This window comes from Paraburkholderia sp. Ac-20347 (genome assembly GCF_017104805.1).
GTDB lineage: Bacteria > Pseudomonadota > Gammaproteobacteria > Burkholderiales > Burkholderiaceae > Paraburkholderia > Paraburkholderia tropica.
Genome location: NZ_JAAGPN010000070.1, coordinates 22,489 through 37,684 on the forward strand (window position 1 = coordinate 22,489; position 15,196 = coordinate 37,684).

At 66.0% G+C, this 15,196-nt stretch carries 12 protein-coding genes; 6 read left to right on the forward strand and 6 right to left on the reverse strand.

Annotation, left to right across the window (positions count from 1 at the left end; translation table 11 throughout):
* The first annotated feature begins 45 nt into the window (after positions 1–45).
* Both G3N97_RS15860 and G3N97_RS15865 read left to right on the forward strand, forming a co-directional pair.
* Positions 46–1,395: an ATP-binding protein gene (locus tag G3N97_RS15860; protein ID WP_205994096.1), complete on the forward strand. Its 1,350-nt coding sequence runs from the start codon at positions 46–48 to the stop codon at positions 1,393–1,395.
* A 194-nt stretch (positions 1,396–1,589) separates the two neighbouring features.
* Positions 1,590–2,138, forward strand: coding sequence for a peroxiredoxin (locus tag G3N97_RS15865; protein WP_205994097.1), 549 nt, complete (start codon positions 1,590–1,592; stop codon positions 2,136–2,138).
* 41 nt (positions 2,139–2,179) lie between these two features.
* Here G3N97_RS15865 and G3N97_RS15870 read toward each other — a convergent pair whose 3' ends face one another.
* The 3 genes from G3N97_RS15870 to ispD form a co-directional block, all read right to left on the reverse strand.
* A complete protein-coding gene (locus tag G3N97_RS15870) occupies positions 2,180–3,319 on the reverse strand; it encodes an acyltransferase (protein ID WP_205994098.1) in 1,140 nt (379 codons plus the stop codon).
* Between the two features lie 239 nt (positions 3,320–3,558).
* The gene (gene ispF, locus G3N97_RS15875; RefSeq protein WP_110329023.1) at positions 3,559–4,038 is read right to left on the reverse strand and encodes a 2-C-methyl-D-erythritol 2,4-cyclodiphosphate synthase; all 480 of its coding nucleotides are present in this window, start codon (positions 4,036–4,038) and stop codon (positions 3,559–3,561) included.
* A gap of 33 nt (positions 4,039–4,071) precedes the next feature.
* Entirely contained in the window at positions 4,072–4,803 is a 732-nt protein-coding gene (gene ispD, locus G3N97_RS15880) for a 2-C-methyl-D-erythritol 4-phosphate cytidylyltransferase (protein ID WP_065065563.1), read from the reverse strand.
* Positions 4,804–5,133: 330 nt separating this feature from the next.
* On the opposite strand from ispD, the gene mfd reads away from it, so the two are divergent.
* The 4 genes from mfd (at position 5,134) to mscL (ending at position 11,771) form a co-directional block, all read left to right on the forward strand.
* Complete coding sequence (gene mfd / locus G3N97_RS15885) at positions 5,134–8,604, forward strand: transcription-repair coupling factor (RefSeq protein ID WP_205994099.1); 3,471 nt, start codon at positions 5,134–5,136, stop codon at positions 8,602–8,604.
* Positions 8,605–8,822: 218 nt separating this feature from the next.
* Entirely contained in the window at positions 8,823–10,067 is a 1,245-nt protein-coding gene (gene argE / locus G3N97_RS15890) for an acetylornithine deacetylase (RefSeq protein ID WP_205994100.1), read from the forward strand.
* A 61-nt stretch (positions 10,068–10,128) separates the two neighbouring features.
* Entirely contained in the window at positions 10,129–11,139 is a 1,011-nt protein-coding gene (locus tag G3N97_RS15895; protein WP_205994101.1) for a threonine/serine dehydratase, read from the forward strand.
* A 185-nt stretch (positions 11,140–11,324) separates the two neighbouring features.
* Positions 11,325–11,771, forward strand: coding sequence for a large conductance mechanosensitive channel protein MscL (gene mscL, locus G3N97_RS15900; protein ID WP_065065567.1), 447 nt, complete (start codon positions 11,325–11,327; stop codon positions 11,769–11,771).
* Between the two features lie 110 nt (positions 11,772–11,881).
* On the opposite strand, the gene G3N97_RS15905 is transcribed toward mscL, so the two are convergent.
* The 3 genes from G3N97_RS15905 to G3N97_RS15915 all read right to left on the reverse strand — a co-directional run.
* A complete protein-coding gene (locus G3N97_RS15905; RefSeq protein WP_205994102.1) occupies positions 11,882–13,882 on the reverse strand; it encodes a response regulator in 2,001 nt (666 codons plus the stop codon).
* A 51-nt stretch (positions 13,883–13,933) separates the two neighbouring features.
* Positions 13,934–14,404 (reverse strand): response regulator, encoded by a 471-nt coding sequence (locus G3N97_RS15910; protein WP_241030615.1) that lies wholly within the window; start codon positions 14,402–14,404, stop codon positions 13,934–13,936.
* 306 nt (positions 14,405–14,710) lie between these two features.
* A partial coding sequence (locus G3N97_RS15915; protein WP_241030613.1) for an ATP-binding protein occupies positions 14,711–15,196 on the reverse strand: 486 nt, incomplete at its 5' end.

Sequence of the window (15,196 nt, forward strand, 5' to 3'; positions counted from 1 at the left end):
ATGGCGTCTCATTGCCTGCACGACCTCTGTTGACGGGAAGGGTTCATGCGGATTGACCGGCGTCTGCTGACGCTTGCGTTCGGCGACCTGTTCTGGCGCACCTTCCTGCTGATCGCGCTTCTCATCGCGGTCAGTCTTGCGGCATGGTTCCAGAGCTTTCGCGTGATCGAGCGGGAGCCACGCGCCCAGCGCGTGGCGCTTCAGCTCGTCGCCGTGGTCAAGCTCACGCGCACCGCGCTCCTCTACTCCGATCCCGATCTGCGCCGCGCGCTGCTGCAGGATCTGGAGAGTAATGAGGGCGTGCGCGTGTATCCGCGCGAGACCACGGACAAATACAAGCTGCAGCCCGACGAATCGCTCAATCGTCTGATCGAGCACGACATCCGCGGCCGTCTTGGCGACGACACGGTGATCGCCCAGTCGGTCAACGACATCCCGGGCGTGTGGATCAGCTTCAAGATCGACGACGACGACTACTGGGTGGCGCTCGACCGCGACCAGCTCGACAACGTCACCGGCCTGCAGTGGGTCGGCTGGGGCATTTCCGCGCTCGCGCTGTCGCTGTTCGGCGCGGCGTTCATCACGAGTCTCGTGAACCGCCCGTTCGCGCGGCTCGCGATGTCCGCGCGCATGGTCGGCTCCGGCCAGTCGCCCTCGCCCTTGCCCGAAAGCGGCATGGGCGTGGCGGCGGAAACCAACCGCTCGTTCAACCAGATGGTGCGCGACCTCGAACAGCTAGAGGCCGATCGGGCGCTGATGCTCGCGGGCATCTCGCACGATCTGCGCACGCCGCTCGCGCGATTACGGCTGGAGACGGAGATGAGCCCGTCCGACCAGACGACGAAGGACGCGATGATCGACGACATCGAGCAGATGGACATGATCATCGGGCGCTTCCTCGACTATGCGCGGCCCGTGCAGCGCATGACCGAGCGCGTCGATCTGTCGGTGATCGCGAGCGAGATGGCGGCGCGCCTGGCCACCGAGGACGGCGTGCGCCTGATCACGCGTCTCGCGCCCACGGCCATGGTCGAAGCCGACGACACCGACATGCGCCGCATTGTCGGCAACCTGATCGAAAACGCGCGCAAATATGGTGCAAGCGATTCCGACGGCATTCCTCACATCATGCTGGAAACGCGGGTTTCGCACTCGCGCGTGGAGCTTTCGGTGGTCGACGAAGGCCCCGGCATTCCCGAGGATCAGCTGGCGCTCGTCACGCGGCCGTTCTATCGCGTCGACAGCGCCCGGACGCAGGCCAACGGCACCGGCCTCGGCATGGCCATCGTCCAGCGTCTCGTGAGCCGTTATCGCGGCGCGCTGCGTCTGCGCAACCGCGCGCCCGGCCCCGGCCTCGAAGTCACGATCGAGTTTCCGCTCGCCAAAGGCGCCTGAGGCGCTTTCTCCACACTTCTTCCTGTCGATTCACGCTCGTTGATTCGCGCCTGCACGGGCGCGGATCAACGCACGCGCGCGCCGCGGCGCACCGTCGCGGCACACACCGGCTTCCCCTGCCACAATCTGACGATGGGCCGCGCGCGTCATGCGCGCAGGCGTTCTTGCCCGTCTCGATCCAGGGGAGCAGCGACATGAAAACCATCGGCGACAAACTCGAAGCCTTCACCGTCACGGCCGCCAAACCGGGCTTCAATTTGCCGGAAGAAAACGGCGAATCGGCGTTTCAGGAAATCACCGAGCAGAGTTTCTCGGACAAGTGGAAAGTCATCTACTTCTATCCGAAGGATTTCACCGTGATCTGCCCGACCGAGATCGTCGCGTTCGCGCGGCTTCAGAAGGAATTCGAGGATCGCGAAACCGTGCTGCTCGGCGGCAGTTGCGACAACGAATACGTGAAGCTCGCGTGGCGGCGCGAGAACAAGGATCTCGACCGCCTGAACCACTATGCGTTCGGCGATGTGAAAGGCGAGCTGATCGATCAGCTCGGCATCCGCGACAAGGAAGCGGGCGTGGCGCTGCGCGCGACGTTCATCGTCGATCCGGACAACACGATCCAGTACGTGAGCGTCAACACGCTCAGCGTCGGGCGCAGCGCCGACGAAGTGCTGCGCGTGCTCGACGCGCTGCAAACCGGCGAGCTGTGCCCGAGCGGTCGCGAGGTGGGCGGCGCGACGCTCTGAGCGGCGTCGTCGGTTTGCCCGGGGTGGTCTCCAGCACTGAATCAGGTGGGGCCGGCGGCCGCACGCGCCGGCAGGCGTTCGCGGATCGCCCCGGCCAGCGGCTCCTTCCATTCGAGCACGCGCTTTTCCAGCAGACGCCACGACAGATGCGCGAGCAACACGGATAGCGCGAACTGCACGCCGAGCGCCAGCGCGTCCTGCGCGAGCGGCGGCAGGCCGAGCCGCGTATAGAGCACGGGCGCGTCGCCCAGACGCGACGGCACGAGATTGTGGAACAGATAGAAGCCGTAGCTGATCGTGCCGAGATACGCGAGCGGCTTCGCTTCGAGCGCAGCCACCAGCACGCTGTCCTGCGCGCGCACGATCCACAGAAACACCGCGCCCAGCGACATCGCCAAGCCGATATCGAGCAGACCCGGCAGCAGCGCGCGCTGCGTCGCTTCGCAGGTCTCGCAGTCGGCGCGCGCGAACGCGAACACCGCGAGGCTCGCGAACGCCAGCGCGAACCATGCCGCGCGCGGCACCGGACCGTCGATCAGCACACGCTCGCCGCCGATCGCAAGCGCGCCGCCCAGCGCGAGCAGCGCGAAATTCCACGGCGAAAACGCGTAAACCAGCGGCTCGATCGCACCCGTCGCGTAAAGCGCCAGATGCGCGAGCGCAGCCGCCCCGATCATGCCGATACAGATTCCCAGATGCCGCGACGCGCGCGTGAACAACAGCACGAACGGCGCGATCAGATAGAACTGCTGCTCGACCGCGAGACTCCAGAAATGCGAGACCGTGCCGGGCCAGCCGTCGTGCACCACGCCGATCCAGAAATTAGACAGGAATACGAAATGCCACGCGAGGCCGAGTTCGACATCGCGCTGATAGAACCATGCGTGCGCGATCGTCAACGCGATCAGCAGCAAGTAATAAACCGGAAAAATCCGCAGCGCGCGCTTCACGAAAAATACATACAGCACGGCGTCGCGACGCGCGCCCTGCCCTTCGACGCGCAGCCGGTTGCGATGCAGCTCACCGATGATCAGATAGCCGCTGATCAGAAAGAAAAGCCACACACCGATCTTGCCCGCGTCAATCGCATCGAGATGCGCCTTGTGCGAGAGGAACACCAGCATCACGGCCAGCGCCCGGAGACCGTCGAGGCCTTTCACGCGTCTTTCGAGTACCGTCATTGCCCTTTCCGTTTCCGGTTACGCCATCAGCATAAGGCGACAAAAACGAAAAGTAATCGGCAAGAAAAGCACGGGGCGATGATTGCAGATGCAACCACCGCCCCGGATGCGCAGCAGGCACGCGGCCTGCGCATGCAGTTGAACGCTTTCGCGGCACGACGCTTGCGCAGCGTGACTCAAGCGTGTGCGCCGTTCAGAAAAGCCCTTGTTTCAAGGGGTCAAACAGCGACTCAAGCGTTTCAAGCGCGCGTGAGCAGCACCGCCGCTTGCGCTTCGATACCTTCGCTGCGGCCGAGATAGCCGAGCTTCTCATTGGTTTTTGCCTTCACGTTTACGCGATCGAGCGGCAGATTGAGATCTTCCGCGATGCACGCGCGCATGGCGTCGATATGCGGCGAAAGCTTGGGTGCCTGGGCGATCACCGTGCTGTCGACGTTCACGAGCTTGAAACCCGCTTCTTCCACGCGACGCAGGCATTCGCGCAGCAGCACGCGGCTGTTCGCGCCGTAGAACTGCTTGTCGGTGTCGGGGAAATGACGGCCGATGTCGCCGAGCGCGGCGGCGCCGAACAGCGCATCGGTGATGGCGTGCAGCAGCACGTCGGCGTCCGAGTGGCCGAGCAGGCCGCGATCGTACGGCACGGTCACGCCGCCGATCACGAGCGGGCGTCCCGGGACCAGTGCGTGCACGTCGTAGCCTTGTCCGATTCTGATATCCATGTGTGTTTCCGTGTGGTGAGGCGCGGCGCGCCGTCAGGCGCCCGCAGGCCGGTTGCTGCTGTGACTGAGGATAGCTTCGGCGAGCGCGAAGTCTTCGGGGTACGTCACCTTGAAGTTGCGCAAGCTGCCCTGCACGAGGCGCGGCGAATGGCCGAGCCATTCGATCGCGCTGGCTTCGTCGGTGAGATCGTGGCCGTCCTGCTGCGCGCGCTCGATAGCGGTGCGCAGCATGCCGATGCGGAACATCTGCGGCGTCTGCGCCTGCCAGAGTCCGTCGCGCGATTCGGTGCGCTCGATACGCGGGCCGCCCGGCACGTGATGGGGCGCGACGCGCTTGAGCGTGTCGGCGACCGGCAGCGCCATGATGCCGCCGACCGGATCGTCCTTGAGCGCCTCGACGAGCGAGCGGATCAGCGCGGGCGTGATGCCGGGGCGCGCGGCGTCGTGCACGAGCACCCAGTCGTCGTCGGTGGCGCCGAACTCTTCGAGCGCGGCGAGTCCGTTGAACACCGACGCCTGGCGCGACGCCCCGCCGTTACGGCGCACGGCGAAGCGCAGGCCGCTGAAGCGGCGGGCGTCGAAATGGGTATCGTCAGGGGAAATCACCACCAGCGTCTGGGTGAACTCGGAGCAGGCATCGAAGGCGGCCAGCGTATAGTGCAGGAGTTCGCGTCCGGCGACCATTCGATATTGTTTGGGCATGGCCGATCCCGAACGGCTGCCGGTTCCGGCGCAGGGGATCAAGGCAAAAAGGCGTGAGGTCACGGTGTCGCGAGCCGCATGAGTCAAAGTAAAGGACGGATTTTATAATAGGTCCTTTGTCCGCACGGCCATCGCCCGCAATCTGCACGCGCGCGGCGGCCTGGCGGGCGCGACGGCAGCCCTTCGAAAGCGACGTGCAGACGACGTGCGGGCCGCGCCGGCGCCCGATGCGAGCCGCCCGCATGCGGCCCGCAGCGGGCCTTGGCGCGCGCGCGAACCTTACGCTAACGTTACGATTAACTGTCAACCCCGGATCGCATGCTCTCCGCCTCGCGCGCGCCCGTGACTTTTTTTGGAGTCCGGCCCGCATCGCGAAGCCAACCTGTTGCCTCTATGTCCGATATCGCCGCATCCTCGCAGTCACCGTCCACGTCTTCGTCACCGGTTGCCGTCGTCAAGCCCGGGCAGCGCTTCTCGTTCGACGGCACCCACGGTTCGTCCGACGCGCTGCTGATCGCCCGCTACCGCGAAGCCTCCCGCGCCAGCGCGCCGCTCCTCGCCGTGATCTGCGCGAGCGCCGTCGACGCCCAGCGCCTCGCGCAGGAAATCCCGTTCTTCGCGCCCGAGGCGCGCGTGCGCCTGCTGCCCGACTGGGAAACGCTGCCGTACGACACGTTCTCGCCGCACCAGGATCTCGTCTCCGAGCGCCTCGCGACGCTGCACGACCTCGGCGAAGGCCGTTGCGACATCCTGCTCGTGCCGGCCACGACGGCGCTCTATCGCATGCCGCCCGCCTCGTTCCTCGCGGCCTACACGTTTTCGTTCACCCAGGGCGAGCGCCTCGACGAAGCGAAGCTCAAGTCGCAACTGACGCTGGCGGGCTACGAGCACGTGAGCCAGGTCGTGCGGCCCGGCGAATACTGCGTGCGCGGCTCGCTGATCGACCTGTTCCCGATGGGTTCGCCGCTCCCGTACCGAATCGATCTGTTCGACGATCAGGTGGATTCGATCCGCGCGTTCGATCCGGACAGCCAGCGCAGCCTCTATCCGGTCAAGGACGTGCGCCTGCTGCCGGGCCGCGAGTTTCCGTTCGACGAAGCCTCGCGCACGGCGTTTCGCAGCCGCTGGCGCGAAGTGTTCGAAGGCGATCCGAGCCGCGCGACGATCTACAAGGACATCGGCAACGGCGTGCCTTCGGCGGGCATCGAATACTATCTGCCGCTCTTTTTCGAAGAGACGGCCACGCTGTTCCACTATCTGCCGTCGAACGCGCAACTGGTGTTTTCCGGCGATCTGGAAGCCTCGATCCGCCGCTTCACCGCCGACACGAAGCAGCGCCACAATTTCCTGTCGCACGATCGCGAGCGGCCGATTCTCGAACCGCACCGGCTGTTTCTGAGCGACGAGGACTTCTTCACGCTCGCCAAACCGTTCAGCCGCCTCGTGCTGCCCGCCGCGAGCGCGGGCGGCTGGGCCGTGCCGCTGCCGACGCTGGCGATCGACCGTCACGCCGACGACCCGCTCGCGACGCTGCGCAGTTATCTCGACACCACGAAAAACCGCGTGCTGTTCGCGGTGGAATCGGCGGGCCGCCGCGAAACCATCGCGCAACTGCTCGCCGACAATCACCTGCGCCCCACCTCGGCGGACAGCTACGCGAGCTGGCTCGAAAGCGACGAGCGCTTCGTGCTCGGCGTCGCGCCGCTGTCGACCGGCTTCGCGCTGCCCGGCGAGCAACTCGCCGTCATCACCGAAACGGAGCTGTACGGTCCGCTCGCGCGCCGCGCGGGACGCCGCCGCCAGGAACAGGCGAGCAACGTCGATTCGATGGTGCGCGACCTCTCCGAGCTGAAAGTGGGCGATCCGGTCGTGCACGCGCAGCACGGCATCGGCCGCTATCACGGTCTCGTGACGATGGACCTCGGCGAAGGCGACACCGAGTTCCTGCACCTCGAATACGCGAACGCGAGCAAGCTCTACGTGCCGGTGTCGCAACTGCACGTGATCTCGCGCTACAGCGGCGCCGATCCGGACAGCGCGCCGCTGCACGCGCTCGGCTCGGGTCAGTGGGAAAAGGCGCGCCGCAAGGCCGCGCAGCAGATCCGCGACACCGCCGCCGAGCTGCTCAACCTCTACGCGCGCCGCGCCGCGCGCGAGGGCCACGCGTTCGCGCTCGAACCGCGCGACTACGTGAAATTCGCGGAAAGCTTCGGCTTCGAGGAAACGCCCGACCAGGCCGCCGCCATCGCCGCCGTGATCGGCGACATGACGAGCGGCAAGCCGATGGACCGCCTCGTCTGCGGCGACGTCGGTTTCGGCAAGACCGAAGTCGCGCTGCGCGCCGCCTTCATCGCCGTGATGGGCGGCAAGCAGGTGGCGATCCTTTCGCCCACCACGCTGCTCGCGGAACAGCATACGCAAACCTTCACCGACCGCTTTTCCGAATGGCCCGTGCGCATCGCCGAACTCTCGCGTTTCAAGAGCGCGAAGGAAGTGTCGAGCGCGATCCAGCAGATCAACGACGGCAGCGTGGACATCGTGATCGGCACGCACAAGCTGCTCTCGTCGGACGTGCAGTTCAAGCGGCTCGGGCTCGTCATCATCGACGAGGAACACCGTTTCGGCGTGCGCCAGAAGGAAGCGCTCAAGGCGCTGCGCGCCGAAGTCGACGTGCTCACGCTGACCGCCACGCCGATCCCGCGCACGCTCGGCATGGCGCTCGAAGGACTGCGCGACTTCTCCGTGATCGCGACGGCGCCGCAAAAACGTCTGGCGATCAAGACCTTCGTGCGCCGCGAGGAAGACAGCGTGATTCGCGAGGCGATGCTGCGCGAACTCAAGCGCGGCGGCCAGGTGTACTTCCTGCATAACGAAGTCGAGACCATCGAAAACCGCCGCGCGATGCTCGAAGCGCTGGTGCCCGAAGCGCGCATCGCCGTGGCGCACGGCCAGATGCATGAACGCGAGCTCGAAACCGTGATGCGCGATTTCGTGGCGCAGCGCGCGAACGTGCTGCTCTGCACGACCATCATCGAGACCGGCATCGACGTGCCGAGCGCGAACACGATCCTGATCCACCGCTCCGACAAATTCGGCCTCGCGCAGCTTCACCAGTTGCGCGGCCGCGTCGGGCGCTCGCATCACCAGGCGTACGCGTATCTGCTCGTGCACGATCCGCAGGGCCTCACGAAGCAGGCGCAGCGCCGCCTCGAAGCGATCCAGCAGATGGAGGAACTCGGCTCAGGCTTCTATCTGGCGATGCACGATCTGGAGATTCGCGGCACCGGCGAAGTGCTCGGCGACAAGCAATCGGGCGAGATTCAGGAAATCGGCTTCCAGCTTTATACGGACATGCTCAACGACGCCGTGAAGGCGCTCAAGGACGGCCGCGAGCCCGATCTCAACGCGCCGCTCGCGGCGACCACCGAGATCAATCTGCACGCGCCCGCGATCCTGCCCGCCGATTATTGCGGCGACGTGCAGGAGCGTCTGTCGCTCTACAAGCGCCTCGCGAACTGCGAGCACGACGATTCGATCGACGGCATTCAGGAAGAGCTGATCGACCGTTTCGGCAAGATGCCGCCGCAGGCGCAGGCGCTGATCGAGACGCATCGTCTGCGACTGGCCGCCAAGCCGCTCGGCATTACGAAGATCGACGCGGGCGAGGCGGTGATCGGCCTGCAGTTCGTGCCGAATCCGCCCGTGGACGCGATGCGCATCATCGAGATGGTGCAGAAGCACAAGCACGTGAAGCTCGCGGGCCAGGACAAGCTGCGCATCGAAACGCGCAGCCCCGACCTCGCGGTGCGCGTGGCGACGGTGAAGGAAACGCTGCGGGCGCTCGGCGCGCCGTCGCGGGCCTGAGCGGCGGGCGCGGCGCGCGCAAATGCGCTTAGACGCGTGATGGTTTTTGCGGCGCCCGCGCTCGCGGCCAGCGCGGGCGCGACATGCTGCGCTGCGCCATCCCTTCTCTTTATCGGCACGGGGCCGCTTTTCCCGGCCGCTGCCGGGCTCCGCCGGGCTCCTTAGCTTGCGGGATTCTTTTTGGGTAAGATGGAATCCACAGCAAGCCGGAGCCCACCATGACCATCGCCGCTGAATCAGCGCAGTCTTCCTCGTCGTCTGCAACGTCCGCAGCATCGTCCGCCGATCTTCCCGCCTCGCTTCCCTGGGTCACCCGCCTCGTGTCGATGGACACGGTCAGCCGCCATCCGAATCTCGGCCTGATCGAGACCGTGCGCGACGACCTGCGCGCGCGCGGCATCGAATCGACGCTCACCTACGGCCGCGACGGCAAATGGGCGAATCTGTTCGCCACGCTGCCCGCGCACGACGGCTCGACGAACGGCGGCATCGTGCTGTCCGGCCACACCGACGTGGTGCCCGTCGACGGCCAGAAATGGGACAGCGATCCGTTCAAGCCCGAGATTCGCGACGGCCTGCTTTATGGACGCGGCACCTGCGACATGAAAGGCTTTATCGGCGCGGCGCTCGCGCTCGTGCCCGAGATCCAGCAGACGAAGCTCGCCAAACCGCTGCACCTCGCGCTCTCGTTCGACGAGGAAGTGGGCTGCGTGGGCGCGCCGCTGATGATCGAGGAACTCGTGAAGCGCGGCGTGAAGCCCGAAGGCTGCATCGTCGGCGAACCGACCAGCATGCGGCCGATCGTGGCGCACAAGGGCATCAACGCGTATCAGTGCTGCGTGCGCGGTCACGCGGCGCATTCGTCGCTGACGCCGCGCGGTCTCAATGCGATCGAGTACGCGGCGCGCCTGATTTGCTATATCCGCGACATGGCCGACGCTTTTCGCGCCAACGGTCCGTTCGACGAGCTCTACGACGTGCCCTTCACGACCGCGCAGACCAGCACGATCGAAGGCGGCAACGCGATCAACACGGTTCCCGCCGAATGCCGCTTCGCGTTCGAGTTCCGCAATCTGCCGACGCTCGACCCCGACGCGATCTTCGCGCGCATCGAGCAATACGCGCGCGAAACCCTCGTGCCGAAGATGCAGCGCGAAAACCCGGCGGGCGCGATCGAGTTCATGAAGATCGCCGCCGCGCCCGGTCTCGACGACACCGAGCAGGCCGCCGTCACGCAACTCGTGCGCGCCCTCACCGCCGACCAGTCGCGCCGCAAGGTGGCCTACGGCACCGAGGCGGGCCTGTTCGCGCGCGCGGGCATTCCGAGCGTGGTGTGCGGTCCCGGCGACATCGAGCAGGCGCACAAACCGAACGAGTACGTCTCGCTCGCGCAACTGGCGGCGTGCGAAGGTTTCCTGCGCAAGCTGGTGCGCGGCCTCTCCGTCGACGCGCGCGTGCAATAACGGGCGCGCCCGCCGCTTACGCGAGAGAGCCGAGACGAGAGACGAGACGAGACACGCGCCCATGTCCACCGCCACGCCGCTGCCCACCGACCGCACCATCGACGGCGAAGCCATTCCCTCGCTCGACGAGATCGCCTCGCAGCACTTCGCGCTCACGCCGTGGGTGCTGCGCACGCCCGTGTTCGACCGCCACGATCTGCCGTCGCTCGACGGCACTTTCGTCAACTTCAAGTTCGAACTGCTGCAGGAAAGCGGCAGTTTCAAGGTACGCGGCGCGTTCACGCATCTGCTCGCGCTCGACGCCGCGCAACGCAGCGCGGGCGTGACCTGCGTGTCGGGCGGCAATCATGCGATCGCCGTCGCGTACGCGGCGAAGCGTCTGGGCATCAGCGCGAAGGTCGTGCTGTTTCGCACCGCGAGCGAGGCGCGCGTGGCGCAGTGCCGGGACCTCGGCGCGGAGATCGTGCGCGCGAACGACAGCAACGAGGCGTTCGAGATCGTGCGCCGCGTGGAAGCCGAGGAAGGCCGCTATTTCGTGCATCCATTCAACGGTTTTCGCACGGTGCTCGGCACCGCGACGCTCGGCTACGAATGGGCGACGCAGGCGCCCGACCTCGACGCCGTGATCGTGCCGATCGGCGGCGGCGGACTCGCGGCGGGCGTGGCCACGGCGCTGCGGCTCGCGAATCCGCGCGTGCGCGTGTACGGCGTGGAGCCCGAAGGCGCCGACGTGATGAGCCGCAGCTTCGCCGCCAACCACACGGTGCGCATGACCGAGATGCATTCGATCGCCGATTCGCTGATGTCGCCGCATACGGAGGACTACAGCTACACGCTGTGCCGGCGTCACCTCGAACGCATCGTCACGGTCTCCGACGACGCCTTGCGCGCCGCCATGCGCCGCCTCTTCGACGAATTGAAGCTGGCGGTCGAACCGGCCGGCGCGACGGCGCTCGCGGGCCTCTACGGCCCGTTGCGCGAGACGCTGCAAGGCAAGCGCGTGGGCGTCCTGCTGTGCGGCACCAACACCGATCCGCAGCGTTTTCACGAGCAGATCGCCCTCGCGCGCTAAGTCCGCCGGGCGAAAACGGTCCGGGCACGCTGCGTGCATTACCGCACTCCGCGTGACGCCCGCAAGCAGACGAATGTCAGGAACTGTCAAATTGCTACCGCATAGCGGGACCGTTCGCTATCATTGCGCCAACGCGTCGTTATATCCCCAGGCCTGTGCCGCCCCGTCCAGAGGAGAGCCCGCTCATGAGCATGATTAAGGAATTCAAGGAATTTGCCGTCAAAGGCAACGTGATGGATCTCGCCGTCGGCGTGATCATCGGCGGTGCGTTTTCGAGCATCGTCAATTCGGTCGTGAAAGACCTCATCATGCCGGTGATCGGCGTCGTCACCGGCGGCCTCGATTTCTCGAACATGTTCGTGCGTCTCGGGCATATTCCCGCGACCTACAAAGGCAATCCCGATTCGTATAAAGATCTGCAAACCGCGGGCGTGGCCGTGTTCGGCTACGGCTCCTTCATCACGGTGCTGATCAACTTCATCATTCTGGCTTTCATCATCTTTCTGATGGTGAAGTTCATCAACAAGCTGCGCCAGCCGGAAGCGGCCGCGCCGGCCGAACCGCCGCCCACGCCGGAAGACGTGCTGCTGCTGCGCGAGATCCGCGATTCGCTGAAAAATACGCCGCGCTGAACGTACGCCGCTTGAGGCGGCTTGAGCCCGCTTGAGTCCGCTGCACGCGGCTTCACGTCGATTCACGCTCACACAACCCGCGTCGCCGTCATGGCACGCGGGTTGTGTTTTTATTGGCCGCCGGTTGTGTTGTTTGCGCTGTTCGCGCCGGTTGAGCGATGCACAACGGCCTCCTCGATCAGCCGTTCGAGCTGCTCGAAGTTGACCGGTTTCGTGAGATGCGCGGTGAAGCCCGCGTCGAGGCTGCGGCGCACGTCGTCGTCGGTGCCGAAGCCGGTCAGCGCGATCGCGGGCGCCGCCGACTCCTTGCGGAACGCGCGGATGAAGTCGATGCCCGAGCCGTCCGGCAAACCGATATCGCTAACCACCAGATCGAAGCGCCGCGTGGCCGTAAGCGCGAGCGCGCCCGCCACGCTGACCGCCACCGCCACTTCGTGACCGAGCGCGCGGATCAATTGCGACATGACCTCCGCCGTGTCCTCGTGATCCTCGATCAGCAGGATGTCGAGCGCGCCCGCGTGATGCGCGTCGCCGCGCTCCGCCTGACGCGCCGCGGCCTCACTCGGCGCCGCCGTCGGCAGCACGATCGTGAACGTCGCGCCGCAATGCGTGCCCGGACTCATCGCGCAGACCGTGCCGCCATGCGCCTCGGTCAGCGCCTTCGTGACGGCCAGCCCGAGACCGAGCCCGCCGAACTGCCGCGTCATGTTGTGGCTGCCTTGCTCGAACGCGTGAAAGAGCTTGCCGATCTGCTCGGGCGCGATGCCGATGCCGGTGTCCTCCACCTCGATCACCACATGCATGCGCTCGTCGCGCGTGCGCACGAAAATGTGGCCGCCGTCGGGTGTGAACTTCGCCGCGTTGCGTACGAGGTTCCAGAGCATCTGCTGCATGCGCGCGCGGTCGCCGCTCACGTAATGATGCTGCGCGCGCAATTCCACATGCACGTCCTGCTGCTTGATCTGGATTTCGCTATGGAACAGATCGAGCACGGCGTCGATCACTTCATGCACATCGACGACATCGAGCGCGAGGCTCAGCTTGCCGTTCGCCACGCGCGTGAGATCGAGCAGATCGTCGATCAGACGCGCCTCGAGTTCGATGTTGCGGCGAATCATCAGCACGCCCGTGCGCGCGGCGTCGGGCAAGCCCGGAATCTGTTCGAGCAGACGCGTGCCGGCCAGCACCGGCGTGAGCGGCGTGCGCAATTCGTGCGACAGCATCGCCAGAAAACGATCCTTCGCGCGATTGGCCTCTTCGGCCGCCTGACGCGCCGCCTGCTCCGAGGCCAGCAACTGGTCGCGTTCCTCGTTGTATTCGCGCTGCGCGTGAATGTCCGTGCAACTGCCGAACCATTTGTTGATGCCGCCGCGCGGATCGCGCATCGCCACGATGCGCACATCGAACCAGCGATACGCGCCGTCGTAGCGGCGAATGCGCAGCTCGTGCCGGTATTCGCCGTTGTCGCTGCGGATCGCCTTGAGCCAGGCGTTGCCGATGGCTTCGCGGTCGTCGGGATGCACGGCATCGAGCCAGGCGAGCGCGTGCGAGGCGCTCGCGTCGAGACCCGTGTACTCGCACCACTGCTTCGAGAGGAAGTCGCAGTCGCCGTTGGCATCGCAGGTGAAAACAAGGTGTGGCAATGCTTCGGAGAGCGTACGGTAATGCGCTTCGCGGTCGCGCAGCAACAGCGCCTGATCGGAGTCGCGTTGCAGCGCGACCTGCGAAAGCACACGCGCGACGGCTTCGGGCAGATAGTCGAGATAGTCGCCGGATTTCGGCACCACGTCGGAGACGCCCGCGCGCAAGGCCGCGATCACGCGCGATTCGTCGGTGAATCCAGTCACGAGGATGGCCGGCACGCGCACGTCGTCGGCGCGCAGACGGCGGAAGAAGTCGAGGCCGGTTTCCGCGCCGTCGAGCTGATAGTCGAGCACGAGCACGTCGGGCGTGCGCGCCGCGAGCACGTCGCGCGCGTCGCCGACGCTCGTGCAGGTATCGACGCGCGCGCCGGCGCGCACCAGCGATTTGCGCGCGAGGCGCAGTATGCCTTCATCATCGTCGACGACGAGCACATGCGCGCCCGTCAATATCGTTGCTTCGTCGTTCATGCGCGTCGCGGTCCTTGGAACAGTCTCCAGCTTGTCATCCCCCAACTCCCATCAGGCGCGCGGAAAACGATGCCCCGGCGGCAGCTTCACGACCTGCAGGAAAAACCCGAGCCGGCGCACCGCCTCGATAAAGGCGTCGTACTCGACGGGCTTCGTGATGTAGACGTTGCAGCCCAGTTCGTAGCAGCGCTCGATCTCGCGCGGATCGTCGGTGGTCGTGAGCACGATCACGGGCACCGACGCCGTCGACGGATCGGCCTTCAGACGCCGCAGCACCTCGAAGCCGTCGACGCGCGGCATCCGCAGATCGAGCAGCACGACGAAATTCGCCAGCGCCTCGCGCGACGGATAGCCCGCCGCTTCGCCCTCGGGCGCGCCGAAGAAATAATCGATCGCTTCCTGGCCGTCGCGAAACCGCAGAAAGTCGTTCGACACGCCCGAGCGACGCAGGTTGCGCTCGACCAGCGTGGCGTGGCCGTCGTCGTCCTCGACCAGCACGATGCTCACGCGCTCGCCCGGCAAGGTCACGCGCGGCTGCGCGCGCGACGGCCGCGACTCGGCCGGTGCAGCGGATGCCGCGGCCGCATCCGAAGCCGGCGTGGCGGCCGGATTGTCCGCCGGCGATGTTGCCGCCTCCGTCGTCGATGTCGATGCCGACGACGCTCCTGCCCCCGTCTGATCCCCGCGTGCCATCCCGCTCTCCACCGTTTTCTGATGCGTTTTCGATTGAAACGTCTTTTGAAGCGTCGATTTTGCTACTGTTTTTTCCGGGCGCCTGGTGAACCGCGTATCGCTCGATCCCTGGCGCTCAACCCTGCTCAAACGCGCTCATGCCTGTCGCATCGGCGCATCGGGCAGCGCGATGAAGAAGGTCGAACCCGCGCCTTCCGTCGACTCGACCCACAAGCGCCCGCCATGCCGTTCGGCGATGCGGCGCGCGAGCGCGAGCCCGGTTCCCTGACCCGCCGATTCTCCACCATGCAGACGCTGAAAAGCGCGAAAAAGCTTCGGCAGATACGCGGCCGGAATGCCGACGCCATTGTCGCGCACATAGTAGGTTCGCGTGTGTCCGCCGGGCATGCGCGACGCATCACGTGCGCCGTCCACGCTGGCTTCGGCCCATTTTTCCGCGTTATTTTCGAACATCGGCGCGAGCGCGCCGTCGCCTTCATCCACCGCATCGATCGCGTCGACCGCGCCGATTTCCACCTGACCGGGCCGCGCCGGATCGAGATGCCGCAGCGCGTTATCGATCAGGTTGCCGAAGATTTCCTCGAGCGCCGCCGGATCGCCCCACGCGGGCGGCAAATCGAG